Raw genomic sequence first — 23,918 nt, 5'->3', positions numbered from 1 at the left:
GGTTTATTTCGAAGCCAACCGGTTACAGACGCAGAGGGGGCCAAGCATGCCTCAGGACGAAAAACTTGCCGCTGTCGTGACCAACGCTGCACAGGACATCGGGAGCTTCATCCGGACTCAGCGCGAGGCTGCGCAGGTATCGGTCCGGCAGCTGGCTGAGAAGGCTGGCGTCAGCAATCCCTACCTCAGCCAGATCGAGCGGGGATTGCGCAAGCCCTCTGCCGACGTGCTCAACCAGATCGCGAAGGCGTTGCGAGTGTCTGCCGAAGTGCTCTACGTGCGGGCTGGGATCTTGGAGCCGAGCGAGCCCAGCGGGGTTCGCGACGCCATCATCACCGACATGACGATCACCGAGCGCCAGAAGCAGGTGCTGCTCGACATCTACACGTCGTTTTGCCAGCAGAACGAAGCCGCAGATGAGGAGCCAACCACTGACTGACTGTCGATTGACTGCCCGCTAGAAACACATCACCGAGTAAACATCCGAGAGAGGAAACACCCGACATGGCCGAGAAGAATCAGCCCACCATCGAAGACCTGAAGGCTCCCCTGCTCGCCGCCGTCGGCGCTGCAGACCTGGCGCTGGCCACAGTGAACGAGATCGTGGTCACGCTGCGCGAGCGTGCCGAAGAGGCCGCAGGCGAGGCGAAGGCCCGTGGCGAGGAGCGTCGTGCGCGCCTCACCAAGCTGCAGGAAGAGCTGCCGACCCAGATCGGCGAGCTGCGCGAGAAGCTGAGCAGCGACGAGCTCCGCAAGGCTGCCGAGGGTTATGCCGACGCCGCCACCGCTCAGTACAACAAGCTCGTCGAGCGCGGCGAGGAGGCGCTGGCGCGCCTGCGTAGCCAGCCCGCGTTCGAGGAGGCCGCCGGCCGCGTCGAGAGCGTGACCGATCAGGCCGTCGAGCTGACGCAGGACGCGCTGGGCACCGTTGCCAGCCAGACCCGTGCAGTCGGCGAGCGTGCCGCCAAGCTGGTCGGCGTCGAGCTGCCGAAGAAGGCCGAGAAGGCCGCTGCGCCGGTCAAGAAGGCCGTCAAGAAGGCTCCCGCCAAGAAGGCCCCGGTTGCCAAGAAGGCTCCGGCCAAGGCGCCTGCCAAGAAGGTCACCCAGAAGTAGTTCATTAGACCGGGAGGACGTAACCCGCTTAGGCTTGAGGCGTGCAGCCACAGAGCCTGGTGGGTTACGTCCTCCTTGTCATTCAGGTGGGTGCGTTGGTGTTGGGCGTGTACTCCTTCGTGCATGCCGCGATCCAGCGACCCGACGCCTATACCGCTACCGGAAAGATGACCAAGCCGATCTGGCTGGCCATCATCGGCGGCACCGTCGTGCTGGCCCTGGTCCTTGGCGCGCCCGTCGGCTCGGCCATCGCGATCTGCGCCTCCGGCATCTACCTCGTCGACGTCCGGCCCAAGATCCTTGAGATCCAAGGGAAGTCCCGCTAACCCGATGCGCCTACTGATCGCCACGATGGCGGCTGCCGCTGCCGTCGGCCTGAGCGCGGGCACGGCCTCTGCCGCCCCGATTCCCGGCCCGCCGTTCGTCGATCACACCGAGTGGGTGCACTGGGGCGACCTGTCCAGTCTGCGCGTGTATCCGACCGCGGCGGGACGCGAAGCCGCGGGTCAGGTGCACAATGCCGCCGAGGGCGACGAGGCGTGGACCGAGGTGCTGACCCAGGCACCCGACGCCGACATTCCAGGCATGCGTGAACAGTTCATGTGTCACTGGACGTATGCCGAGTTTGCGCAGCCGGGCAAGTCCAGCTGGAACCTGGAGCCCTGGCGGCCCGTCGTCGACGAGGACACGATGGTGGGCTCCGGCTGCAACCCCGGCGGCACGGAAGAACCGTTCTAATGCCGTCCTACTCGAGGGCGCACGTGGCGGCGCTGGTCGATCACACCCTGCTCAAGCCAGAGGCCACCGAGGCCGACGTCATCGCGCTGCTGTCCGAGGCGGCCGATCTCGGCGTGTACGCGGTATGCGTCTCTCCCACGATGATCGCGACTGCGAAGTCCGTCGCATCGCCTGATCTCCACATCGCCTCCGTCGTCGGATTCCCTTCTGGGAAGCACCTATCGGCCGTCAAGGCCGGCGAGGCCGCCCACGCGGTGCACGCTGGCGCAGACGAGATCGACATGGTCATCGACGTCGGCACCGCCCTGTCAGGCCGCATGGACCTGGTGCGGGCCGACGTCGCGGCGGTGCGTCAGGCAACCGACGCCGCCGTCCTCAAGGTCATCGTCGAATCGGCGGCACTGCTGAATCTCGGAAGCGAGCAGACGTTGATCGACGCGTGCAAGGCGGCCGAGGACGCTGGCGCGGACTTCGTGAAGACCTCCACCGGTTTTCACCCATCGGGAGGCGCCTCGGTGCGGGCAGTCGAACTGATGGCGGCCACGGTCGGCGACCGGCTCGGCGTCAAGGCCAGCGGTGGCATCCGCACCGCGGCGGACGCGGCGGCCATGCTCGACGCGGGCGCGACCCGGCTGGGGCTATCGGGGACGCGCGCGGTGCTCGACGGGCTCTAGATCCCCGCGAAGCAGGGGTCCTGCTGACCGGCGGGCATGGTCGCGTTCTGCGTGGAGAACTTGGCGGTCACCCCGGAGTCGGCGACCGAGACGCTGTCGGCGTGGATGCCGAGCGGGAGGTTCTTCATCAGCTGCGAACTGAACGCATCAAGGGCGGGCTGCACCGCCTCACGCGGCAGTGTGAAGCCGAGCCCCGTCAGCTCCTGCACCTGCAGCGAGAGGCCGCCGTCGACGACCTGCGGTCTGGTGATGATGGTGCCAAGTGCGGCGTCGAGTTCGATCGTGCCCTGGGACGGGTTGGCGTTCACGCTGGTGACGAAGCTGCCGACCAGAGGGATCGAGTTCTGGACGGTTTCCTTGATGCCCTCGGTCGTCCAGTTGATCGTCGCGTTGAGGGCCCCGATGGTGCCCTTCGTGTTGCCCTTGTCCTCGAGCCTGACGTCGTCGATGGTGATGTCGGCCTTCATCCCCTTGGCGTCGCGGATCTGATTGCCCGCGGTGCTGATCGAGATGTTGCCGTAGTGACCGGTGATGTGCTGCAACAGGAATGGGCTGGCACCGAACGACACCTTGGCACTGTCCTGCACCACGCACGAGACGGCCTTGGCCACCACATCGTCGGCGCGGCCACGGGCGTACAGCTCTGCGCCGACCACGCCGGCGGCCACCAGTGCCACCACGATCACCAGCACCAGGATGATCGACATCGGATCGCGCAGCAGCCGCCCGATGAACGAGCCGCTCTTCGGGGGAGGGGCACCACCATCGTCGGATGACGGTGCCGGCGGGTAGGTCTGCGGCGGCGGATAGTTCTGCGGAGCCGGAGGGCCCTGCTGAGGGAGCTGCTGCGTCGGCGGTTCGGGGGTCTGGGGCTGCTGGCCTGGTGGAACTTGGTTGGCCGGACGGGCCCAGGGATCGCTCACCTCAGCGATTCTGCCCTACCGACGAAGCGAACTCCGTTCGGTTGCGCAGCACCGCGATGGTTTCGCGGGCCTTCTCGACGGTGTCGAGGTCCAGGTCGGACACGAGTAACTGCGGGTCGGACCCCGCTGCGACGATCACCTCGCCGAGCGGAGAGGCCACCACGCTGCCGCCGACACCGGTCGGTCCGACGGCCGCGATCTGAACGTCATCCGGGTAGGCCTGATCGACCGCCGCGACGATGCTGGTGGTGTCCAACGCGCGGGCCCGGGCGAGCAGCGTCCACTGCTCGAGCTTGCCGGGGCCAGATGCAAACGACGCGTGCACGGTGATCAGCTGCGCCCCGCGCCGGGTGAGCTCGACGTACAGCTCCGGAAAGCGGACGTCGTAACAGGTGGTCAACCCGACGCCGACGCCGTCGACCGTGATCACTACCGGCTCGTAACCCGGTGCGACCGAGCGTGATTCGCTGAAACCGAACGCGTCGTACAGGTGGATCTTGTGATAGTGCGCGGCCACCCCGCCGCCGGCCGCGACGAGCGTGTTGGTGACGCGCCCGTCGTCGCTCGGGCAGAACATCCCTGCGACCACCGTCACGCCGTGGCGTTCGGCAATGGCACGCACCCCGTCGGCCCACGGCCCGTCGAGCGGCTCGGCGATCGGCGCGAGCGGCACGCCGAACCGGCACATGGTCGCCTCGGGGAACAACACCAGCTTCGCGCCTGCGTCCGCGGCACGGCGGGTGTAGTCCTCGACGATCTCGAGGTTGGCCGCCGGGTCGGTGCCGGCCAGGATCTGCGCAAGGGCAATCCGCATCCCGCAAGCGTACTGACGCCGGGCCAGCTCGACTCTGCGTTGGCGGTGCGTCGCACGAGTGCGACCAGGCCGCAGAGTCAACGCCGTACGGGACTAGCGGGGCGCCACCGTGTCCCACGGCACCGTGAGCACACCGTCGCGCAGGCGCCGCCGCGGGGGTTCGACCGGGAATCCCGCGGCTGCCAGCATGTCCAGCATCGCGCGCCAGCGCACCCGTGGACCGAAGACCCCGTGGCCGGCTGCAGTGGCCCACGCCCGATCGGCCGCGGTGAGCAGGGCGTGCACCGGCTGGCCAGGCACGTTGTGGTGGATCAGCGCCTTCGGCAGCCGCTCGGCCAGATCCGACGGTTTGTCGATCGCGAAGGGATCGCACGCCAGGGTCAGACTCAACGGCCCCCTCGCGTCCAGCAGCACCCAGCAGCACCGCCTTCCGAGTTCGTCGCAGGTGCCGTCGACGACCAATCCGCCTGGCGCGAGACGGGTCGTCATCTCACTCCATGCGTCGGGCACCGCGTCCACGTCGTACTGCCGCAGCACGTTGAAGGCACGCACCAGCACCGGCTGCAGACCGGCCAATTCGAAACCGCCCAAGGCGAATTCGACGGGGCCGCCTCGGGTGCTGCCCACTGCGGCGCGGGCGGCGTGCACCCGCTCGGGGTGGATCTCCAGCCCGACCACCCGCACGTCGGGCCGCACCGCGCGCAACCGCGCCGCCAGCTCGAGGGTCGTCACGGGAAGGGCGCCGTAGCCGAGGTCGATCACCAGCGGATCGGCGGCCACGAGAAGCGCCGTGCGCACGCGGTGATCGTGGACCAGCCAGCGGTCGCTTCGCCGCAACCGGTTGTAGCCGGTCGTGCCCCGCGTCAGTTGGCCGACGGGCTGGATCGCGCCCACGCTCTGGAGTTTAGGGCCGGATCAGGCGTTTTCCCTGATCCACGCCGACGTGAAGCGCTGTTCGGCGATGAGTAGGTTCACCAGCTGGCTGCCGATGAAGCTCTCTACCTTGCCGCCCACGAGCGGGATGCGGACCTCGACGGTGACCTTGAACTCCAATCGCGAGCCCTTGTCCGAGGGCATCAACACCGCGGTGCCGGACAGCGTCGTGGGTGCGCCGGGGATCGATCCCGTCACCGCGGCCGTGGCCCGCCCGTCGGTGACCGCGCTCCACGCCTCCTCCCGGATGACGCGCAGGTCTCCGTGGTGGAACTGGGCGACCACGGCGGGCAGGCGGTCGGATCGCAGCGTCTGCGTGGTGATCACGTCGATGCCGCCATCGCCAGCATCGGTCATCGAATCCAGCGTGGCCTTGTCAGCTCCCGAACCCGCGAGGCGTTCCAGCCAATACCGCTCATCGCGGAACGCCTGATGGACCTGCTCGACGGTGCCCTCGTACTCGGCTGCCATGTCGAAGGAACGCGGCATAGCCGATGACGCTACCGTTACCGCCCGTGGTCAGTTCGCAGTTCGCGGGCGCGTCGGTCCAATACGACGTGCCGCTCGCTGGGCTCACCACGCTGCGGGTCGGACCCGTCGCGCGTCGCCTGATCACCTGTGACACCACCGAGAAGCTGATCGCCGTGCTGCGCGAGTTGCCTGCGGGAGTTCCTTCCGAGAAGACCCTGGTACTCGCAGGCGGCTCCAACGTCGTGATCGCCGACGACCTCACCGACCTGACGGCCGTCCAGGTCGCGAACACCGAGATCACCGTCGATGGCGCCGTTTTGCGCGCGGAGGCGGGTGCGCTGTGGGACGACGTCGTCGTCACCTCGCTCGCGTACGGGCTTGGCGGTCTGGAGTGCCTGTCCGGAATCCCCGGATCGGCCGGTGCGACACCGATACAGAACGTGGGTGCCTACGGCGCAGAGGTCGCCGACACCATCAGCCGGGTGCGTCTGCTCGACCGCCGCACCGGCGCGGACCGCTGGGTGGCGCCGAGCGCGCTCGGATTCGGGTACCGCCAGAGTGTGCTGAGGAACTCGAAGGACTCCGTCGTCCTCGAGGTCGAGTTCACCCTCGACGTCGAGGGGCGCAGCGCACCGCTGCGCTACGGGGAGCTGACGACGGCGCTGGACGCCGAACCCGGCTCTCAGGTCGACCCCACCCTGGTTCGGGAGGCGGTCCTGACGTTGCGCAGAGGCAAGGGCATGGTGCTCGACCACGAGGACCACGACACGTGGAGCGTCGGCTCCTTCTTCACCAACCCGGTCGTCACGCCGGATGTGTTCGAACGACTCCGGTCAGAGGTCGACGGCCCGGTGCCCAACTACCCCGCGCCAAACGGGGTGAAGTTGGCCGCGGGGTGGCTGGTCGAGCACGCCGGGTTCGCGAAGGGTTATCCGGGTGAGGCGGCTGCAGCACGGCTGTCGACCAAGCACGCGCTCGCTGTGACCAATCGGGGTACGGCCACGACCGCCGACGTGATTGCGCTGGCCAGGACGGTTCGGGACGGGGTGCGGAGCAGGTTCGGGATCGATATCACACCCGAACCGATTCTGATTGGCAGCGCACTCTAGGTACTCTCGATCCACGTGGGGATGAACCGGCGGCAGGCACTGACCGCGCTAGCTGTGGGCGCATCTGGCGTGCTGGCCGCATGTGCCGGTAACGCGGTCAAGGGACAGCCCGAGGCGCAGGGACCTCCGCCCGCTCCGGAGATCAGCTACAAGCCCGATATTGCCGCCACCGACGTGGTGCCGACCTCGCAGATCGGCATCAACGTCAACAACGGTTGGTTCCAGCGCGTCACGCTGTCGAACGCCCAGGGCAAGCCCGTCGCCGGTGTGATCAACCGCGACCGGACGTCGTTCACCACCACCGAACCACTCGGCTACGGCGTGGTCTATTCGTGGGGCGGCGCCGTCGTCGGGCGTGACGGCAAGGCCGTCCCGCTGGCAGGCAACTTCACCACCGTCACCCCGCAGACCCAGGTCAACGGGCAGTTCCAGCTCGCAGACGGACAGGTGGTCGGCGTCGCGGTGCCGATCATCATGCAGTTCGACGCCTCGATCAGCGACAAGGCCTCTGTCGAGAAGGCCATGAAGGTGACGACCATCCCACCGGTCGAGGGCAGTTGGGCCTGGCTGCCCGACGAGGTTGGCGGATCGCGGGTGCACTGGCGGACCAGGGATTACTACCCGGCAGGCACCAAGGTCAACGTCGCCGCCAAGCTGTACGGCATCCCCTTCGGCGACGGTGCGTTCGGCGCGCAGGACGTGACGCTGGACTTCGAGATCGGCCGACGTCAGGTGGTCAAGGCCGAGGCGTCGTCGCACCAGATCGAGGTGATCACCGACGAGGGCACGATCATGACCCTGCCGTGCAGCTACGGCGAGGCCGATCAACCCCGCAACGTCACCCGCAGCGGCGTCCACGTCGTCACCGAGAAGTACGAGGACTTCTACATGACGAACCCCGCTGCCGGCTACAGCAATGTGCACGAGCGGTTCGCGGTGCGGATCTCCAACAACGGCGAGTTCATCCACGCCAACCCGTCCAGCGCTGGTGCGCAGGGCAACACCAACGTCACCAACGGCTGCATCAACCTGTCGACGTCGGACGCGCAGCAGTACTTCAACACCGCGATCTACGGCGACCCGGTGGAGGTCACGGGTACCTCGATCGAGCTGTCCTACGCCGACGGCGACATCTGGGACTGGGCCATCAGCTGGGACGAGTGGAAGGCCATGTCGGCGGTCACCCCGGCGCCGTCGCCGTTGAACCTGCCCAGCACGGCCCCTGCCACCCCGACCGATGCGCCCACGCTCTCGGGAACGCCGACGACGACCACGCCGACGACGACGGCACCGACCACCACCTCTACTCCGGCTACGACGTCTCCGGGCGGGTGAACTTGCGGGTCGCGCTGGCCTGATCCCGCGGCCGGATCACGATCTGGTCCAGGTTCACGTGCGACGGCCGCGACGCCACGAAGCCGATCACGTCGGCGATGTCGGCGGCCACCAACGGTGTCAGCCCCTGATACAGCGCGTCGGCCTTGTCCTTGTCGCCGCCGAACCGGACGACGGAGAACTCCGTCTCCACCATTCCTGGCGCAATCTCGGTGAGCCGCACCGGCTTTCCCAACAACTCGCCGCGCAGCGTGCGGTGCAGTGCGCCTTGGGCGTGCTTGGCTGAGGTGTACCCGGCGCCGCCGTCGTAGATCTCGAACGCGGCGATCGAGGTGATCGTGACGATCAGGCCGTCACCGGAGTCGACCAGCTTGGGCAGCAACGCTCTGGTCACCCGCAGGGTGCCCATCACGTTGGTCTCCCACATCCACCGCCAGTTCTCGAGGTCGGCGTCGGCCACTGGTTCGGTGCCCTTGGCGCCGCCTGCGTTGTTGACCAGCACGTCGACGCGGTCGAGGCCGGCCGCCAGGGCGTCGACGGCCTCGGGGTCAGTGACGTCCGCCACAGTTGCGGTGCCGCCGATCTCGTCGGCAAGGGCTCTGATGCGGTCCTCGCGGCGGGCTACACAAACCACGTGGAAGCCAAGTCCGGCAAGGGTTCTCGCGGTCGCTTCGCCAATGCCGGAACTGGCGCCGGTGACCACTGCCACCCGCTGGGGGGATTCGCCTCTCGTCATGCGACCAACTTTAGTTGGCGTGCTAAATTCTTCGTGTGTCCGCCAGTCAGGCTTCCCGCAGCGCCGTTCGGCGCGCGTGTTGTTGTTGTCGCGCTTATTGCCGCGCCTGACTGAACCGCAGACGTTCTTCGTCCTGATGAGTCGCAGGTGTGGCCCGGACCCCACCAGCCGACTTCTCCCAAAGGACACACAGTGCGCGCATCGACCGCCACCCCAATCTTGACCGCAAGCCCCTCTACTGCCATTCGTCAGACGCCGACGGCGCACGCCAAGCGTGCACTTCTGGCCCGCCACCACATCGTGGCTCCCTCGCTGCGCGTCGCCGACGCCGCTGCCGCATCGGTGTTCGGCGCGGCCCGGCTGCGCGGGCCGATCGCCCGTGACGTCATCGCCCAGGTCACCGGCCTGAGCATCGCGACGGTCAACCGTCAGGTCACCGCCCTTCTCGACGCCGGTGTGCTGCGCGAACGCGCCGACCTGGCCGTCTCCGGTGCCATCGGCAGGCCGCGGGTGCCGGTCGAGGTGAACCACGAACCCTTCCTGACCCTCGGCATCCACATCGGCGCCCGTACGACGAGCATCGTGGCCACCGACCTGTTCGGCCGCACGCTCGACGTGGTCGAGACGCCGACGCCGCGGGGCACGCAGAACGCCGCCCTAGCGTCGTTGGCCGGAAGCGCACGGCGCTACCTGAGCCGTTGGCACCGCCGCCGCCCGCTGTGGGTCGGCGTCGCGGCGGGTGGCGTCGTCGACAGCGTCACCGGTCAGCTCGATCACGCCCGGCTGGGCTGGTCGGGTGCCCCGGTCGGGGCCGTGCTGGCCGAAACACTAGGCCTGCCAGTCTCTTTGGCGTCACACGTGGACGCGATGGCAGGCGCTGAGTTGTTGCTCGGCGTGCGCCGGTTCAGCACCCAAGCCGCGTCGGACGCGTCGGCCCGGACGACTCCGGCGACGAGCCTCTACGTCTACGCCCGCGAAACCGTCGGCTACGCACTGTCGATCGGTGGCCAGGTGCACTCGCCGACCAGCGGCCCCGGCACCATCGCCGCGCTGCCCGCGCAGTCGGACGTGCTGGGTGGTACCGGACTGCTGGAGTCGACGGTCAGTGACGAGGCGGTCCTGACGGCGGCCCGCAAGCTACGAATCGTGCCCGCCGAGGGACCTGCCTCGACGGTCGCGGCGGTTCTCCGCGCGGCGCGTCAGGGCAACGAGCAGGCCGCCGAGCTGCTTGCCGAGCGGGCCAGGGTGCTCGGCGAGGCCGTGGCGCTGCTGCGCGACATGCTCAACCCCGACGATCTGGTCGTCGGCGGGCAGGCGTTCACCGAGTACCCGGAGGGCATGGCGCTGGTGGAGGCCGCCTATGCGAAGCGGTCGGTGCTTCCTACCCGCGACATCCGGGTGACGGCGTTCGGCAACCGCGTCCAGGAGGCCGGCGCAGGCGTGGTGTCGTTGGGCGGGCTGTACGCCGACCCGATCGCCGCGATGCGGCGGGCGCAGAGCCGCCGCCTCGAGCCGGCCTGAGAAATCGACCGCCCGACGAGGGCTGATTCGCGCCGGTGTAAGTATTGAGTGTGCGCGTAGCCGTCTTGTCGGTCCATACCTCACCGTTGGCCCAGCCGGGGACCGGTGACGCAGGCGGGATGAACGTCTACGTGCTGCAGACCGCGCTGGAGATGGCGCGCCGTGGCGTCGAGGTGGAGATCTTCACCCGCGCGACGTCGTCTGCGGACCCCCCGCTGGTGCGAGTGGCGCCAGGAGTGCTGGTCCGCAACGTGGTCGCGGGCCCGTTCGAGGGACTCGACAAGTACGACCTGCCCACGCAGCTGTGCGCGTTCACCGCAGGCGTGCTGCGCGCGGAGGCCACCCACGAACCCGGCCACTATGACGTCGTGCACTCGCACTACTGGCTCTCGGGGCAGGTCGGCTGGCTGGCCAGGGACCGGTGGGCGGTGCCGCTGGTGCACACCGCGCACACGCTCGCCGCGGTCAAGAACGCCGCACTTGCCACGGGCGACGCGCCGGAGCCACCGTTGCGGGCGGTGGGTGAGCAGCAGGTGGTCGACGAGGCCGACCGGCTGATCGTGAACACCGAAGACGAAGCGCAGCAACTGGTTTCGTTGCACCACGCCGACCCGGACCGCATCGACGTCGTCCACCCCGGCGTCGACCTGACCGTCTTCACCCCTGGCGACAAGCTGGCGGCACGGGCCGCGCTTGGCCTCGCCGCCGACGAGCGGATCGTGGCGTTCGTCGGCCGCATCCAGCCGCTCAAGGCACCCGACGTGCTGCTGGGGGCGGCGGCCAAGCTGCCCGGCGTGCGCGTCGTGATCGCAGGCGGCCCCTCGGGCAGCGGCCTTGCCAGCCCCGATGGTCTGGTTCGCCTCGCCGACGAACTGGGCATCGCCGACCGGGTCACCTTCCTTCCTCCGCAGTCCCGCGATCAGCTGGTCAACGTCTACCGCGCGGCCGACGTGGTCGCGGTGCCGAGCCATTCGGAGTCGTTCGGACTCGTCGCCGTCGAAGCGCAGGCGTGCGGCACGCCGGTGGTGGCCGCCGCGGTGGGCGGGCTGCCGGTTGCCGTGCGTGACGGGGTCAGCGGCGTGTTGGTGCCCGGCCACGACATCGACGACTGGGCCGCCGCCATCGACGGACTGTTCCGCTGCGGGCCCGAGACCATGAGCGCCGCCGCGATCGAACACGCCGCGACGTTCTCCTGGGCGCACACCGTGGACGCACTGCTGGCCTCCTACGGCCGGGCCATCACCGATTACCGGGCCCGCCACCAGGGCCGCGACGTCGCGGCGCGGCGCAACGGGCGACGGTTCTCGATCCGCCGGGGTGTCCGCGCTTGAGCGTCCAGCAGGTCATCGAAGACGTCCTCAAGGAACAGGACCTGGTCTACAGCCACCACGACGGCGCGAGGGGCGGCCTGCCCGGGCTGATCGTCGAACTGCCGGGGGAGCGGCGTCTGGTGACCAACACCATCCTGTCCATCGGCGAGCACTCGGTGCGCGTCGAGGCGTTCGTCTGCCGCAAGCCCGACGAGAACTTCGAGGGCGTCTACAAGTTCCTGCTCAAGCGCAACCGCAGGCTCTACGGCGTCGCCTACACCCTGGACAACGTTGGCGACATCTACCTCGTCGGCAGGATGGCCTTGCACGCCGTCACGCCCGACGAGATCGACCGCATACTCGGCCAGGTGCTCGAGGCCGTCGATCAGGACTTCAATACGTTGCTGGAGTTGGGTTTTCGGACCTCGATCCAAAAGGAATGGGAATGGCGGGTCTCGCGCGGCGAGTCCTTGAAGAACCTGCGGGCGTTCGAGCATCTGATAGACGATCAAGACGGCTAGCGCCGTCGCATGAGAGGATTTGGGCATGGGAGCCGCCACGCTGATTCTGCTCCGTCACGGTGAGAGTGAATGGAACGCGCTGAACCTGTTCACCGGATGGGTCGACGTCGACCTCACCGACAAGGGCCGCGCGGAGGCCGCGCGCGGCGGTGAACTGCTCGTCGAAAACGGCGCGCTGCCCGACGTGCTGTACACCTCGCTGCTTCGCAGGGCCATCACCACCGCCAATCTGGCACTGGACGAAGCCGACCGGCACTGGATCCCGGTGCACCGAACCTGGCGGCTCAACGAGCGGCACTACGGCGCGCTGCAGGGTCTCGACAAGGCCGCGACCAAGGAGAAGTACGGCGAGGAGCAGTTCATGGCGTGGCGCCGCAGCTACGACACACCGCCGCCGCCCATCGAACGCGGCAGCGAGTTCAGCCAGGACGCCGACCCGCGCTACGCCGACATCGGGGGTGGCCCGCTCACCGAGTGCCTGGCCGACGTCGTCGAGCGGTTCGTGCCGTACTACACCGAAACGATCGTGCCCGACCTGTTGGCAGGCAAGGCCGTGCTGATCGCAGCGCACGGCAACTCGCTGCGCGCGCTGGTGAAGTACCTGGACGGGATGTCCGACGACGACGTGGTCGGGTTGAACATTCCGACGGGTATTCCGCTGCTCTACGAGCTGGACGACAATCTCAGGCCCACGGTGCCGGGCGGCCGGTACCTCGACCCGGACGCCGCGGCCGCAGGTGCCGCCGCCGTCGCTGCCCAGGGAGCCAAATAGAGACCCGCAGCTCGCCCGAGGCGAACTCTCGGTGAACACAGGTGAACGGAATCCGAACTCCTGTGTTTGAGTCTGTGACATGTCCCGAATTAGCCGCACGCTGCTGGGATGACGTTCACCCGATGCGTACGATTTGCTCGTGAGTGTGGGGTCCGCGTTACTGCTGACGGCAGTCGTGGCGCTTCTCACGCTGGGCTTGGGCGTAGCGATCGGGGCGGCGTTGCTGCCGCGGATCGCCGAACGCAGGCAACGTCGGGCCGTTCAACACGACGGAATCACGATCTCGCAGATGCTGGCGCACATCGTCTCCCTGGCTCCGGTGGGCATCGTGGTCGTCGACACCTACCGTGACGTGGTCTACATCAACGACCAGGCGCGCGAACTGGGCCTGGTGCGGGACCGGCTGCTCGACGATCGGGCGTGGTCTGCGGCCCAACGCACCCTGGCGACGGGCGAGGACGTCGACATCGAGCTGTCGCCGGTCAAACGCCAGACCCCCGGTCGGTCCGGACTCTCGGTGCGTGGTCACGTGCGTCTGCTGACCGAGGACGACCGCCGTTTCGCGGTGGTCTACGTCGACGATCAGTCCGAGCAGGCCCGCATGGAGGCCACCCGTCGCGATTTCGTCGCCAACGTCAGTCACGAGCTCAAGACCCCGGTCGGCGCGATGGGAGTCCTTGCCGAGGCGCTGCTGGCCTCGACCGACGACCCGCCGACCGTCACCCGGTTCGCCGAGAAGATGGTCACCGAGTCCAATCGGTTGGGCAAGATGGTCGGTGAGCTGATCGAGTTGTCTCGGCTGCAGGGTGCCGAGCCGTTGCCCGATCTCGAAGACGTCGACGTGGATACCGTTGTTGCCGAAGCGCTTTCCCGTTACAAGCTGGCCGCCGACAACGCCGACATCGCGATCACGACCGACGCACCGACCGGGTACCGCGTGCTTGGCGATCAGCCGTTGCTGGCAACCGCCATCGCCAACCTGGTCTCCAACGCCATCGCGTACTCGCCAGACGGTTCCTCGGTGTCGATCAGCAGGCGCAGGCGTGGCGACAACGTCGAGATCGCCGTGACCGACCGTGGCATCGGCATTGCGCGCGCTGACCAGGAGCGGGTGTTCGAACGATTCTTCCGCGTCGACAAGGCGCGGTCCCGGGCCACGGGTGGCACGGGACTCGGATTGGCCATCGTCAAACACGTCGCGGCCAATCACAACGGATCCATCCGGCTGTGGAGCCAGCCGGGCACCGGATCGACCTTCACCTTGTCGATTCCCACCTACCCCTACACCGATGACGACCAAGATCATCGAGACGAACGAGAGGACTAGCCATCAGATGACCAGCGTGCTGATCGTTGAGGATGAGGAGTCCCTGGCCGATCCATTGGCATTCCTGCTTCGCAAGGAGGGATTCGAGGCGACGGTTGTCTCCGACGGCCCTTCGGCGTTGGCCGAATTCGAGCGGGCGGGTGCCGACATCGTGTTGCTCGACCTCATGCTGCCGGGGATGAGCGGGACCGACGTGTGCAAGCAACTGCGCTCGCGGTCGAGCGTGCCGGTGATCATGGTCACCGCGCGAGACAGCGAGATCGACAAGGTGGTGGGCCTGGAACTCGGTGCCGACGACTACGTCACCAAGCCGTACTCGGCGCGCGAGCTGATCGCCCGCATCAGGGCCGTGCTGCGCCGCGGCGTCGACAACGACGACGCGGGGATCGCCGACGGGGTGCTCGAGGCGGGCCCGGTGCGGATGGACGTCGAGCGGCACATCGTGTCGGTCAACAGTGAGGCGATCACGTTGCCGCTCAAGGAGTTCGACCTCCTCGAGTACCTGATGCGCAACAGCGGCAGGGTGCTGACCCGCGGCCAGCTCATCGACCGGGTGTGGGGTGCCGACTATGTCGGCGACACCAAGACGCTCGACGTGCACGTCAAGCGTCTGCGCTCGAAGATCGAGGCGGACCCGGCCAACCCGGTACACCTGGTCACCGTGCGCGGGCTCGGCTACAAGCTGGAGGGCTAGTTTCTTCCGCGGGGGTAAGCGACTTTTACTTCGCGGCGCGCGTGGCGGGGTGCACCGCGATCAAGCCAAGGGAGCTGCGCCGCTTGCACATCGCGGCCAGCTCGGCGTACGCCTTGTCGCCGAGCAGCTCGGTGAGCTCGGGGCCGTAGGACTGCCACACCTGGCGGGATCCGGTGTGCGCCGCAGGATCACCGGTGCAGTACCAGTGCAGGTCTGACCCGCCCTCGCCCCAGCCACGCCGGTCGTACTCGGTGATGGTGGTCTTGAGGATGTCCGTGCCGTCGGGTCGTGTCACCCATTCCTGACTGCGCCGTATCGGCAGCTGCCAGCACACGTCCGGTTTCATCGTCAGCGGCTCAACGCCCAGCTTGAGCGCCTTGCTGTGCAGCGCACAGCCGATACCGCCCGCGAAACCGGGCCGGTTCAGAAAGATGCAGGCGCCCTTGTACTTTCGCGTCCGATAGTTCGGCTTGCCGTCGTACTCGTCCATCTCGAGATAGCCCTTGCGGCCAAGGCCCTTCTCGCGGTACTGCCAGTCCTCGGCCGTCAGCTGCTTGGCGCTGTCGTCGAGCTTGGCGATGTCGTCGTCGTCCGAGAGGAACGCGCCGTGCGAGCAGCAGCCGTCGTCCGGTCGGCCTGCGACCGTGCCCTGGCACGCCGGCGTGCCGAACACGCACGTCCACCGCGACAACAGCCAGGTCATGTCGGCAGCGATCAGATGCTCAGGATTGTTGGGGTCGTAGAACTCAACCCATTCACGGGCGAAGTCGAGTTCGACTTCCCCTCGGTGCGATCCGCTCACGGAATACAACGGTAGACCGGATAACGTGGGTCTCGTGCGATTGGGCGTGCTCGACGTGGGTAGCAACACAGTTCATCTACTGGTGGTCGACGCGCGTCGTGGTGGACACCCGACGCCGATGAGTTCGACCAAGGCCTCCCTGCGGCTGGCCGAGGCGATCGACTCCTCGGGCAAGCTGACACGCAAGGGCGCCGACAAACTGGTCGAAACCATCGACGAGTTCGCAAAGATCGCGGGCAGTTCGGGCTGCGCGGAACTGATGGCCTTCGCGACGTCGGCCGTGCGCGACGCCAAGAACTCCGAGGAAGTTCTCGCGAGGGTGCGCGCGGAGACCGGTGTTGCGCTCAAGGTGCTCAGCGGGGTCGACGAGTCCCGGCTGACCTTCCTCGCGGTGCGCCGCTGGTACGGCTGGAGTCCGGGCCGGATCATCAACATCGACATCGGCGGCGGTTCGCTGGAACTGTCGAGCGGCGTCGACGAGGAGCCCGAAGTGGCGCTGTCGCTGCCGCTCGGGGCGGGCCGGCTCACCCGCGAGTGGCTGCCCGAGGACCCACCGGGGCGGCGCCGCGTTGCGATGTTGCGGGACTGGCTGGCCACCGAGATGGCCGACGCAGGAGCCAGGGTGCTCGATGCCGGTGCGCCGGACCTGACCGTGGCGACCTCGAAGACGTTCCGGTCGTTGGCGCGACTCACTGGCGCGGCGCCTTCTGGCGCGGGTCCGCGGGTGAAGAGGACACTGACAGCAGCCGGCTTGCGGCAGCTCATAGCTTTCATCTCTAGGATGACCGCGACCGACCGAGCTGAACTGGAAGGGGTGAGCGCCGAACGGGCGCCACAGATCGTCGCAGGCGCGTTGGTGGCCGAGGCGAGCATGCGGGCACTTGCTATCGATACGGTAGACATTTGCCCCTGGGCGTTGCGAGAGGGGCTGATTTTGCGGAAACTCGACAGTGAGGCCGACGGAACCGCCTTGATGGAGACATCCGCAGGCTTAGCCAGGGCCAGGGACACACGATGACACAATCACACGACGACCACAGCAGCACCCGACCGATCTCGGTCGCCGAGTTGCTGGCCAAGAACGGGACCATCGGGTCCCCGCCGGTTGGTGGCCGGCGCCGCCGTCGGCGCGGCAACAGTGACTCGGTCACCGTCGCCGAATTGACCGGCGAGATCCCCATCGTGACGGATCCCACAGACGTCGAGGAATCCGACGACGTCGAGGTCGCCGAGGCTCGCCACACCGAGGCTCGCCCAACCGAGGCCGACGTTCCGGCTTCCACCACGCAGGCTCCAACCAACGGAGCCGTCGAGCACGCGCCCGAACCCTTGCCCGCTGAGGCCGACTACGTCGCGCACCTCGAGCAGCGCGACGCCGACCCCGAACCGCTGGACTTCGCCCCGCCGCCCCGGCGTCCGAAGGCACCCCCGCGCACCGCGTTGTCCGCCCCGGCCGGTGGCGCCGAGCAGATGAGCCCTGACCCCCTCGTCGACGACGACGAGGACTCCGACGACGACCTCGGCCTGCTCGACATCGACGACGTCCCGGAATCCACCTACGACGTCGAGGCCCCTTCGCTCGACGTCGCGCCGAACGGCGTCGAGGTGACGCCCCGGCCGTCCTATCTGCGGTCGGGCGCCGACACCCTGTTCGGCGGCCAGTCGGTGGCCGACGACCTGGCCCGTCGGGGACGGCAGCCGGGCCCGGAGGACATCGACCTCGGCGACGAGGACGACGAGTTCGTCGCCGTCGCCGCGACGGAAACCACCGAGACTCGGGGTTCGTCGTTCCTGCGAGGCGTCTGGGTGGTCGGTCAGTGCATCCTCGCCGTCGCCTTCGGCGCTGGCCTGTTCATCGCGTTCGACCAGCTGTGGAAGTGGAACAGCATCGTCGCCCTGGTGCTGGCGGTGTTGGTCATCCTCGGCCTGGTGGTTGGGGTGAGGGTGGTGCGCAAGACCGAGGACATCGGCAGCACGCTGATCGCGGTAGCGGTAGGCGCGATGGTCACACTCGGACCCCTGGCGCTGCTGCAAGCGCACTGACGCACCACAATCAACAACCGTGCGCCCTGCCATCAAGGTTGGTCTTTCCACGGCCTCGGTCTATCCGCTGAGGACCGAGGCGGCCTTCGAATACGCCGCACGACTGGGCTATGACGGCGTCGAACTGATGGTGTGGGCGGAATCGGTCAGCCAGGACGTAGATGCTGTTGCTGCCATCTCCGAGCGCTACGACATGCCCGTGCTGAGCGTGCACGCGCCGTGCCTTCTGATCTCCCAACGGGTCTGGGGTGCCAATCCGATCTCCAAGCTGGAGCGCAGCGTGCGCGCCGCCGAGCAGCTCGGCGCCCAGACGGTGGTGGTGCATCCGCCGTTCCGGTGGCAGCGGCGCTACGCCGAGGGGTTCGCCGAACAGGTCGCCGAGCTCGAGTCCGGCAGCGCGGTGATGGTCGCGGTGGAGAACATGTTCCCGTTCCGCGCCGACCGCTTCTTCGGGACCGGCACACCGTCCATCGAGCGCATGCGCAAGCGCGGCGGCACCCCTGGTGCGGCCATCTCGGCGTTCGCCCCGTCGTACGACCCGCTGGACGGCGAGCACGCGCACTACACGCTCGATCTGTCGCATTCGGCCACGGCGGGCACAGACGCCATCGACATGGCCAAGCGGATGGGTGAGGGCCTGGTGCACTTGCATCTCTGCGACGGCAGTGGCGCGGCGACCGACGAGCATCTGGTGCCCGGTCGCGGCACCCAGCCCGTGGTCGAGATCTGCCAGATGCTGGGCGCGGGCGACTTCTCAGGACACGTGATCCTGGAGGTAACCACCTCGCGAGCGCGCAATGCCGCCGAGCGGGAGGAACTGCTGACCGAGTCACTCGAGTTCGCTCGCGCGAATCTCTTGCGCTGAACGGACCCACATGGACGATTCCACCCTGTTCACCGATGCCATGAGACTCACCCCGGTGTCGTCCGAGGATTCGGACGAGAGCGTCTTTGACGGACTGATCAACCAGCACTGGACGATCGGGCCGAAGGTGCACGGCGGCGCGATGCTGGCGTTGTGCGCCAAGGCGGCCCGTCTGGCCTTCGGGGGCGAGCGAAGCGACGGGGGGAATGGGCACGGCGAAGCCCCCGGGGACGTGCAGCCGATCGCCGTGACCGGGAACTTCCTGTGGGCACCCGACCCAGGGCCGATGCGGCTGGTGGCCACCGTGCGCAAGCGGGGGCGCCGCGTCAGCCTCGTCGACGTCGAGCTGCACCAGGGCGAGCGCATTGCGGTGCGGTCGTCGGTGACCCTCGGCGACCCCGAGCACCACGTCGCGCCGCTGTTGTCGTTCAACCCCGTGGTGCCGCTGATGACGCCGGAGCCGCCGCCGGGTCTGGCACCGATCGGGCCGGGGCATCCGATGGCTGACATCGTGCACCTGGCCCACGGCTGCGACATCCGGCCCGCACTGCACACACTCGGGCCGCGATCCGACGGCGGCCCGCCTGTCTTCGAGTACTGGGTGCGGCCCAAGGGCGTGGCACCGGACGTGCTCTTCGCGCTGCTGTGTGGCGACGTGTCGGCTCCGGTGACGTTCGCGGTGGGTCGCTCGGGTTGGGCGCCCACGGTGCAGCTGACGGCCTATCTACGGGCCATGCCCGCCGACGGGTGGCTGCGCGTCATGTGCACCGCCGTGCAGATCGGTCAGGACTGGTTCGACGAGGACCACATCGTCGTCGACTGCGAGGGCCGAATCATCGTGCAGTCGCGTCAACTCGCCATGGTGCCGCCGCCCGCGCAGTAGCCCTCGGCGACATGCAATGCTTTGGCCCATGGCCAGAATCGCGATCATCGGGGGCGGACACATCGGGGAGGCGCTGCTGTCCGGGCTGCTGCGCGCCGGCAGGCAGACCAAGGATCTGGTGGTCGCCGAGAAGGATCCCGCCCGCGCCAAGGAACTGGCCGAGAAGTACTCGATACAGGTTTCGTCGGTCCGCGACGCGGCCGAGAATGCCGGCTACGTCATCGTCGCCGTCAAACCCTCGGACGTCGAGGGAGTGGTCGACCAGCTCGCCGAAGCGGTATCGGGTGCCGACAACGACAGCGTCGAGCAGGTCTTCGTGACAGTGGCCGCCGGGGTGACGACGGCCTACTACCAGTCCAAGTTACCCGCGGGGGCGCCCGTCATCCGGGTGATGCCCAATGCGCCGATGGTGGTCGGCGGAGGCGTCAGCGCCGTGGCCGCAGGTAGCTTCTCCACCGCCGAGCAACTCAAGGACGTGGTGTCGATCTTCGACGCGGTCGGTGGCGTGCTGACCGTGCCAGAGGCCCAACTCGACGCCGTCACGGCGCTGTCGGGCTCGGGTCCCGCGTACTTCTTCCTGATGGTCGAGGCGCTCATCGACGCAGGCGTTGCCGAGGGCCTGTCGCGCTCGGTGGCGACTGACTTGGTGTCTCAGACCATGGCTGGTTCGGCGGCGATGCTGCTGGAGAGCCTCGACCGGCAGCAGCCGGAGGGCGCGGCGGCAATGGGCGCCGGGATCGACACCAGCGCCGCACAACTTCGCGCGACCGTGACGTCGCCGGGGGGCACCACCGCCGCTGGTCTGCGCGAACTCGAGCGTGGGGGTCTGCGGGCCGCGGTTGCCAACGCCGTGAGTGCGGCGAAAACACGCTCTGAGCAGCTCGGAATTACATCAGAGTAGTTCAGGAATTTATAACTGATTAGCCCACACCCGTCGCAATAACCCCATTGGCCACGCTATTCTCCTCAGGGTATGCACGCGTTGGTGCCAGCGGTGGGGAAGCCGCTGGAACTGGCCGGGCCTGATTGATTGGGTTGCGATGACGTCTATGAACGGGCCATCGGCACGGGATTCGGCTGGCGGTAAAGCGGCACGTGATGCCGCGGCCAGCGAAGGTCAACCGCCACGAGCTCAATTTCTCACCGTCGCCGAAGTGGCGAGCCTGATGAGGGTGAGCAAGATGACGGTGTATCGATTGGTTCACAACGGCGAGCTGCCTGCCGTCCGGGTGGGCCGGTCGTTCCGCGTGCACGCCAAGGCGGTGCACGACCTACTCGAGACGTCGTACTTCGACGCCGGCTAGCCCTGCGATCCAGAGGCGTTTTCGTTCCACCGACCTGGGCCGGTAGGGTAACCAGTTCGAGGCCATAGTGGTCCGGAAGTGGCTAGGTAGTGGAGTAAATGGGTTCAGTCATCAAGAAGCGACGTAAGCGCATGTCGAAGAAGAAGCACCGCAAGCTGCTTCGTCGCACTCGGGTGCAGCGCAGAAAACTCGGCAAGTAGCCTTCGCCTCCAGCCGATAGGCTGACCGGATGGACGTCACTGGTCGGCCGCCGAACGGCGGGAATTCTGGGGCGGGCTCTGACTTCCAGGACACCGTGCACTACCCCAAGGTGGTGCTGGTTACCGGCGCATGCCGGTTCCTCGGTGGATACCTGACAGCCAGGCTCGCCCAGAATCCGCTGATCAACCACGTCATCGCCGTGGATGCCATCGCGCCGAGCAAGGACCTGCTGCGTCGGATGGGCCGCGCCGAGTTCGTCAGGGCGGACATCCGAAACCCGTTCATCGCCAAGGTGATCCGCAATGGCGACGTCGACACCGTTGTGCATGCTGCCGCGGCGTCCTACGCACCGCGTGCCGGTGGCAGGGCGGCGCTCAAGGAACAGAACGTGATGGGCGCGATGCAGCTCTTCGCGGCGTGCCAGAAGGCGCCATCGGTGCGCCGCATGGTGCTCAAGTCCACCTCCGAGGTGTACGGCTCGAGCCCGCGCGACCCGGTGCTGTTCACGGAGGCAGGCACTGCACGCAGACCACCTGCGGAGGGCTTCGCCCGCGACAGCATCGACATCGAGAGCTACGCGCGCGGTCTGGCCAGGCGAAGGCCGGACATCGCGGTCTCGATCCTGCGGTTGGCCAACATGATCGGCCCCGCGATGGACACCGCACTGTCTCGGTATCTCGCGGGCCCGGTGGTGCCGTCCGTCCTCGGACACGACGCGCGGTTGCAGCTGTTGCACGAGCAGGATGCGCTCGGCGTGCTCGAGCGGGCGACCATGGCAGGCCGCGCGGGCACCTTCAACGTCGGCGCGTCGGGGATCATCATGATGTCTCAGGCCATCCGCCGGTCGGGCCGGGTTCCGCTGCCGGTGCCGAGGTCCGCACTGGCCGCCGTGGATTCGCTGATGCGCGCAACTCGGTACACTGAGCTCGACCGTGAACAGTTGAACTACGTGAGCTTCGGCCGGGTGATGGACACGGCGCGGATGCGCAAGGATCTTGGTTATAGCCCGAAGTGGACGACTGCGGAGGCTTTTGACGATTACGTCCGCGGTCGTGGATTGACGCCGATCATCGACCCGCGATGGGTACTCTCTGTGGAGAATCGCGCGGTAGCGGCGGCGCAGCGTTGGGGACGATAGACAAAACTCATTTGGGCCGGGGAGAAGGTAACGACGTGGCGGGCGACTCAAAAGCGAAAGTGATTCCGCTGCACTCGAATTCGAGCCGTGCATCGGCTCAGCGACGGGCAGCTGCACGGGCCGACGGCGCGCGCAGGCATCCCTCGCTATTGGAGGACCCGGGAACGCGTGCCTCGGCTGAACAGATGGCCGCGGTGGTTCGGGAGATCGACCAGCGTCGCGGTTCGGTGTCGGGTTCCGCGACGGCCGACGACACCCCCAACGAGTTGGCGCAGCGCGTCGCGGCGATCGCCGAATTCGTGCGCAAGCGGATGTCGGGCGACTACACCGTCGACGAGTTCGGCTTCGACTCCCACCTCAACGAGGCAATCTTCTTGCCTTTGCTGAGGGTCTTCTTCAAGTCGTGGTTCCGGGTCGAGGTGAGCGGTATCGAGAACCTGCCCGAGACCGGTGCGGCACTCATCGTGGCCAACCACGCGGGCGTCTTGCCGTTCGACGGATTGATGACGTCGGTGGCGGTGCACGACGAGCATCCCGCGCACCGCGACCTTCGCCTGCTGGCCGCCGACATGGTGTTCGACATGCCGGTGTTCGGCCAGGCCGCGCGCAAGGCCGGGCACACCATGGCGTGCACCGCCGACGCGCACCGGCTGCTGGCCGCAGGCGAGCTGACCGCCGTGTTCCCCGAGGGTTACAAGGGTCTTGGCAAGCCGTTCCGCGACCGCTACAAGCTGCAGCGGTTCGGCCGCGGCGGTTTCGTCGCCGCGGCGCTGCGGGCGAAGGCGCCCATCGTGCCGTGCTCGATCGTGGGCTCGGAGGAGATCTATCCGATGATCGCCGACGTCAAGCTGCTGGCCAGGCTGTTGGGCCTGCCCTACTTCCCGGTGACGCCGCTGTTCCCGTTGGCGGGTCCGGCGGGGCTGATCCCGATGCCGTCCAAGTGGCACATCCAGTTCGGTGAGCCGATCCACACCGAGGACTACGACGAGTCGGCGGCCGACGACCCGATGATCACATTCGAGTTGACCGACCAGGTTCGCGAGACCATCCAGCAAACCCTCTACCAACTGCTCGCCAACCGCAGGAACGCGTTCCTCGGCTGACCGCTACTTGGCGCCTGCCGAGGTTTGCTTGGCAATCATTCTGGCGACGGCGGCGTCGCGTGCTGCCGCGATCTGAGCGGTGACTTCTTCGGTCTCGTCCGGGTGCGACGCCTCGCCGAGAATCGTCACGATGCTGGTCAGCACCGGGTTGCCGTCGTCGTCGGTGACCTCGCCGCGGACCTCGGTGAGGATGGCGCCGTGCGATTCGATCACCGAATCCAGGTAGGAGTCGAACCACAACTTGTCACCGGCGACGATCGGGCGGTGGAAGACCAGCTTCTGGTCGCGGTGCAGCACGCGCTCCATGTCGACGGGTACGTCGAACTGGTTGAAGATCTCCTCCTGCACGCGGCGGCCGGCGACCGCGACGAACGTCAATGACGCGATCAGCGAGTCGTAGCCGCATTCGGCGGCGGCTTCCTCGGAGTAGTGGGCGGGATGTTCGTCCTTCACTGCACGCGCGAACTCGCGAACCTTCTCGCGGTCGACCTCGAAGTAGTCCGGGTACCGGAAATGGGTACCGATGATGTCTTCGGCGATGCTCATAGTCGGATGTGCTCCCCACTCGTGCTCCCTTGCGTGGAAGCG

29 protein-coding genes are annotated in these 23,918 nt (G+C 67.6%); 22 read left to right on the top strand and 7 right to left on the bottom strand.

Annotation, left to right across the window (positions count from 1 at the left end; genetic code table 11):
* Positions 1 to 46: 46 nt before the first annotated feature.
* The 5 genes from HNP02_RS08510 to deoC all read left to right on the top strand — a co-directional run bounded on the left by HNP02_RS08510 (position 47) and on the right by deoC (position 2,525).
* Positions 47 to 439, top strand: coding sequence for a helix-turn-helix transcriptional regulator (locus HNP02_RS08510; protein WP_184437108.1), 393 nt, complete (start codon positions 47 to 49; stop codon positions 437 to 439).
* A gap of 65 nt (positions 440 to 504) precedes the next feature.
* On the top strand, positions 505 to 1,113 hold the full coding sequence (locus tag HNP02_RS08505) for a heparin-binding hemagglutinin (protein WP_184437106.1): 609 nt from the start codon (positions 505 to 507) through the stop codon (positions 1,111 to 1,113).
* 41 nt (positions 1,114 to 1,154) lie between these two features.
* Positions 1,155 to 1,439, top strand: coding sequence for a DUF2516 family protein (locus HNP02_RS08500; RefSeq protein ID WP_184437104.1), 285 nt, complete (start codon positions 1,155 to 1,157; stop codon positions 1,437 to 1,439).
* A 4-nt stretch (positions 1,440 to 1,443) separates the two neighbouring features.
* A complete protein-coding gene (locus HNP02_RS08495) occupies positions 1,444 to 1,851 on the top strand; it encodes a DUF2599 domain-containing protein (protein ID WP_184437102.1) in 408 nt (135 codons plus the stop codon).
* Complete coding sequence (gene deoC / locus HNP02_RS08490; protein WP_184437100.1) at positions 1,851 to 2,525, top strand: deoxyribose-phosphate aldolase; 675 nt, start codon at positions 1,851 to 1,853, stop codon at positions 2,523 to 2,525. The genes HNP02_RS08495 and deoC overlap by 1 nt, the downstream gene beginning before the upstream one ends.
* Here the strand turns inward: deoC and HNP02_RS08485 are convergent.
* The 4 genes from HNP02_RS08485 to HNP02_RS08470 all read right to left on the bottom strand — a co-directional run bounded on the left by HNP02_RS08485 (position 2,522) and on the right by HNP02_RS08470 (position 5,684).
* Positions 2,522 to 3,448 carry a DUF2993 domain-containing protein gene (locus HNP02_RS08485; protein ID WP_309241476.1) on the bottom strand — a complete coding sequence of 309 codons (927 nt, stop codon included), beginning with the start codon at positions 3,446 to 3,448 and terminating at the stop codon, positions 2,522 to 2,524. The genes deoC and HNP02_RS08485 overlap by 4 nt on opposite strands.
* A gap of 1 nt (position 3,449) precedes the next feature.
* Positions 3,450 to 4,262: a carbon-nitrogen hydrolase family protein gene (locus tag HNP02_RS08480; protein ID WP_184437098.1), complete on the bottom strand. Its 813-nt coding sequence runs from the start codon at positions 4,260 to 4,262 to the stop codon at positions 3,450 to 3,452.
* Positions 4,263 to 4,355: 93 nt separating this feature from the next.
* Complete coding sequence (locus HNP02_RS08475; protein WP_309241475.1) at positions 4,356 to 5,156, bottom strand: class I SAM-dependent methyltransferase; 801 nt, start codon at positions 5,154 to 5,156, stop codon at positions 4,356 to 4,358.
* Between the two features lie 21 nt (positions 5,157 to 5,177).
* Positions 5,178 to 5,684 (bottom strand): DUF2505 domain-containing protein, encoded by a 507-nt coding sequence (locus HNP02_RS08470; RefSeq protein ID WP_184437096.1) that lies wholly within the window; start codon positions 5,682 to 5,684, stop codon positions 5,178 to 5,180.
* A 26-nt stretch (positions 5,685 to 5,710) separates the two neighbouring features.
* Here HNP02_RS08470 and HNP02_RS08465 point away from each other — a divergent pair, with 26 nt between their 5' ends.
* Complete coding sequence (locus HNP02_RS08465) at positions 5,711 to 6,775, top strand: UDP-N-acetylmuramate dehydrogenase (protein WP_309241501.1); 1,065 nt, start codon at positions 5,711 to 5,713, stop codon at positions 6,773 to 6,775.
* A gap of 21 nt (positions 6,776 to 6,796) precedes the next feature.
* Positions 6,797 to 8,110, top strand: a complete 1,314-nt coding sequence (locus HNP02_RS08460; RefSeq protein ID WP_184437763.1) for an Ig-like domain-containing protein — start codon at positions 6,797 to 6,799, stop codon at positions 8,108 to 8,110.
* Here the strand turns inward: HNP02_RS08460 and HNP02_RS08455 are convergent.
* On the bottom strand, positions 8,088 to 8,846 hold the full coding sequence (locus HNP02_RS08455) for an SDR family NAD(P)-dependent oxidoreductase (RefSeq protein ID WP_184437093.1): 759 nt from the start codon (positions 8,844 to 8,846) through the stop codon (positions 8,088 to 8,090). The two genes, HNP02_RS08460 and HNP02_RS08455, sit on opposite strands and share 23 nt — an antisense overlap.
* 243 nt (positions 8,847 to 9,089) lie before the next feature.
* On the opposite strand from HNP02_RS08455, the gene HNP02_RS08450 reads away from it, so the two are divergent.
* From HNP02_RS08450 to regX, 6 genes are all read left to right on the top strand, one after another.
* Positions 9,090 to 10,367 carry an ROK family protein gene (locus tag HNP02_RS08450; protein ID WP_309241500.1) on the top strand — a complete coding sequence of 426 codons (1,278 nt, stop codon included), beginning with the start codon at positions 9,090 to 9,092 and terminating at the stop codon, positions 10,365 to 10,367.
* Positions 10,368 to 10,411: 44 nt separating this feature from the next.
* Positions 10,412 to 11,698, top strand: a complete 1,287-nt coding sequence (mshA, locus tag HNP02_RS08445; protein WP_184437091.1) for a D-inositol-3-phosphate glycosyltransferase — start codon at positions 10,412 to 10,414, stop codon at positions 11,696 to 11,698.
* The gene (locus HNP02_RS08440) at positions 11,695 to 12,198 is read left to right on the top strand and encodes a YbjN domain-containing protein (RefSeq protein ID WP_184437088.1); all 504 of its coding nucleotides are present in this window, start codon (positions 11,695 to 11,697) and stop codon (positions 12,196 to 12,198) included. Before mshA ends, HNP02_RS08440 begins: the two co-directional genes overlap by 4 nt.
* A gap of 25 nt (positions 12,199 to 12,223) precedes the next feature.
* Complete coding sequence (locus tag HNP02_RS08435; protein WP_184437086.1) at positions 12,224 to 12,970, top strand: phosphoglyceromutase; 747 nt, start codon at positions 12,224 to 12,226, stop codon at positions 12,968 to 12,970.
* A 139-nt stretch (positions 12,971 to 13,109) separates the two neighbouring features.
* Positions 13,110 to 14,297: an ATP-binding protein gene (locus HNP02_RS08430; RefSeq protein ID WP_309241474.1), complete on the top strand. Its 1,188-nt coding sequence runs from the start codon at positions 13,110 to 13,112 to the stop codon at positions 14,295 to 14,297.
* A gap of 7 nt (positions 14,298 to 14,304) precedes the next feature.
* Complete coding sequence (gene regX / locus HNP02_RS08425; RefSeq protein ID WP_184437757.1) at positions 14,305 to 14,991, top strand: two-component sensory transduction protein RegX; 687 nt, start codon at positions 14,305 to 14,307, stop codon at positions 14,989 to 14,991.
* Positions 14,992 to 15,016: 25 nt separating this feature from the next.
* Here regX and HNP02_RS08420 read toward each other — a convergent pair whose 3' ends face one another.
* On the bottom strand, positions 15,017 to 15,802 hold the full coding sequence (locus tag HNP02_RS08420; protein ID WP_221317331.1) for a hypothetical protein: 786 nt from the start codon (positions 15,800 to 15,802) through the stop codon (positions 15,017 to 15,019).
* Between the two features lie 25 nt (positions 15,803 to 15,827).
* Here HNP02_RS08420 and HNP02_RS08415 point away from each other — a divergent pair, with 25 nt between their 5' ends.
* The 9 genes from HNP02_RS08415 to HNP02_RS08375 all read left to right on the top strand — a co-directional run bounded on the left by HNP02_RS08415 (position 15,828) and on the right by HNP02_RS08375 (position 23,330).
* Positions 15,828 to 16,811 carry a Ppx/GppA phosphatase family protein gene (locus tag HNP02_RS08415; RefSeq protein WP_184437755.1) on the top strand — a complete coding sequence of 328 codons (984 nt, stop codon included), beginning with the start codon at positions 15,828 to 15,830 and terminating at the stop codon, positions 16,809 to 16,811.
* Positions 16,808 to 17,836, top strand: coding sequence for a hypothetical protein (locus HNP02_RS08410; RefSeq protein WP_184437082.1), 1,029 nt, complete (start codon positions 16,808 to 16,810; stop codon positions 17,834 to 17,836). Before HNP02_RS08415 ends, HNP02_RS08410 begins: the two co-directional genes overlap by 4 nt.
* A gap of 19 nt (positions 17,837 to 17,855) precedes the next feature.
* Positions 17,856 to 18,701, top strand: a complete 846-nt coding sequence (locus HNP02_RS08405) for a sugar phosphate isomerase/epimerase (protein WP_184437080.1) — start codon at positions 17,856 to 17,858, stop codon at positions 18,699 to 18,701.
* Between the two features lie 10 nt (positions 18,702 to 18,711).
* A complete protein-coding gene (locus tag HNP02_RS08400; protein ID WP_184437078.1) occupies positions 18,712 to 19,584 on the top strand; it encodes a thioesterase family protein in 873 nt (290 codons plus the stop codon).
* 28 nt (positions 19,585 to 19,612) lie between these two features.
* On the top strand, positions 19,613 to 20,485 hold the full coding sequence (gene proC / locus HNP02_RS08395; RefSeq protein WP_184437076.1) for a pyrroline-5-carboxylate reductase: 873 nt from the start codon (positions 19,613 to 19,615) through the stop codon (positions 20,483 to 20,485).
* Positions 20,486 to 20,624: 139 nt separating this feature from the next.
* Positions 20,625 to 20,888 carry a helix-turn-helix domain-containing protein gene (locus HNP02_RS08390; protein ID WP_184437073.1) on the top strand — a complete coding sequence of 88 codons (264 nt, stop codon included), beginning with the start codon at positions 20,625 to 20,627 and terminating at the stop codon, positions 20,886 to 20,888.
* Positions 20,889 to 20,986: 98 nt separating this feature from the next.
* Positions 20,987 to 21,088 carry a 30S ribosomal protein bS22 gene (locus HNP02_RS08385; protein ID WP_003402602.1) on the top strand — a complete coding sequence of 34 codons (102 nt, stop codon included), beginning with the start codon at positions 20,987 to 20,989 and terminating at the stop codon, positions 21,086 to 21,088.
* 29 nt (positions 21,089 to 21,117) lie between these two features.
* Positions 21,118 to 22,227: an NAD-dependent epimerase/dehydratase family protein gene (locus tag HNP02_RS08380; RefSeq protein ID WP_184437072.1), complete on the top strand. Its 1,110-nt coding sequence runs from the start codon at positions 21,118 to 21,120 to the stop codon at positions 22,225 to 22,227.
* 11 nt (positions 22,228 to 22,238) lie between these two features.
* Positions 22,239 to 23,330: a lysophospholipid acyltransferase family protein gene (locus HNP02_RS08375; protein WP_255506323.1), complete on the top strand. Its 1,092-nt coding sequence runs from the start codon at positions 22,239 to 22,241 to the stop codon at positions 23,328 to 23,330.
* Positions 23,331 to 23,333: 3 nt separating this feature from the next.
* Here HNP02_RS08375 and HNP02_RS08370 read toward each other — a convergent pair whose 3' ends face one another.
* The gene (locus HNP02_RS08370; RefSeq protein ID WP_184437068.1) at positions 23,334 to 23,876 is read right to left on the bottom strand and encodes a MaoC family dehydratase N-terminal domain-containing protein; all 543 of its coding nucleotides are present in this window, start codon (positions 23,874 to 23,876) and stop codon (positions 23,334 to 23,336) included.
* Between the last annotated feature and the right edge of the window lie 42 nt (positions 23,877 to 23,918).

Origin of the sequence: Mycobacterium sp. AZCC_0083 (assembly GCF_014202335.1) — a bacterium.
Taxonomy (GTDB): domain Bacteria; phylum Actinomycetota; class Actinomycetes; order Mycobacteriales; family Mycobacteriaceae; genus Mycobacterium.
This window is presented reverse-complemented; position numbering and strand designations above follow the sequence as displayed.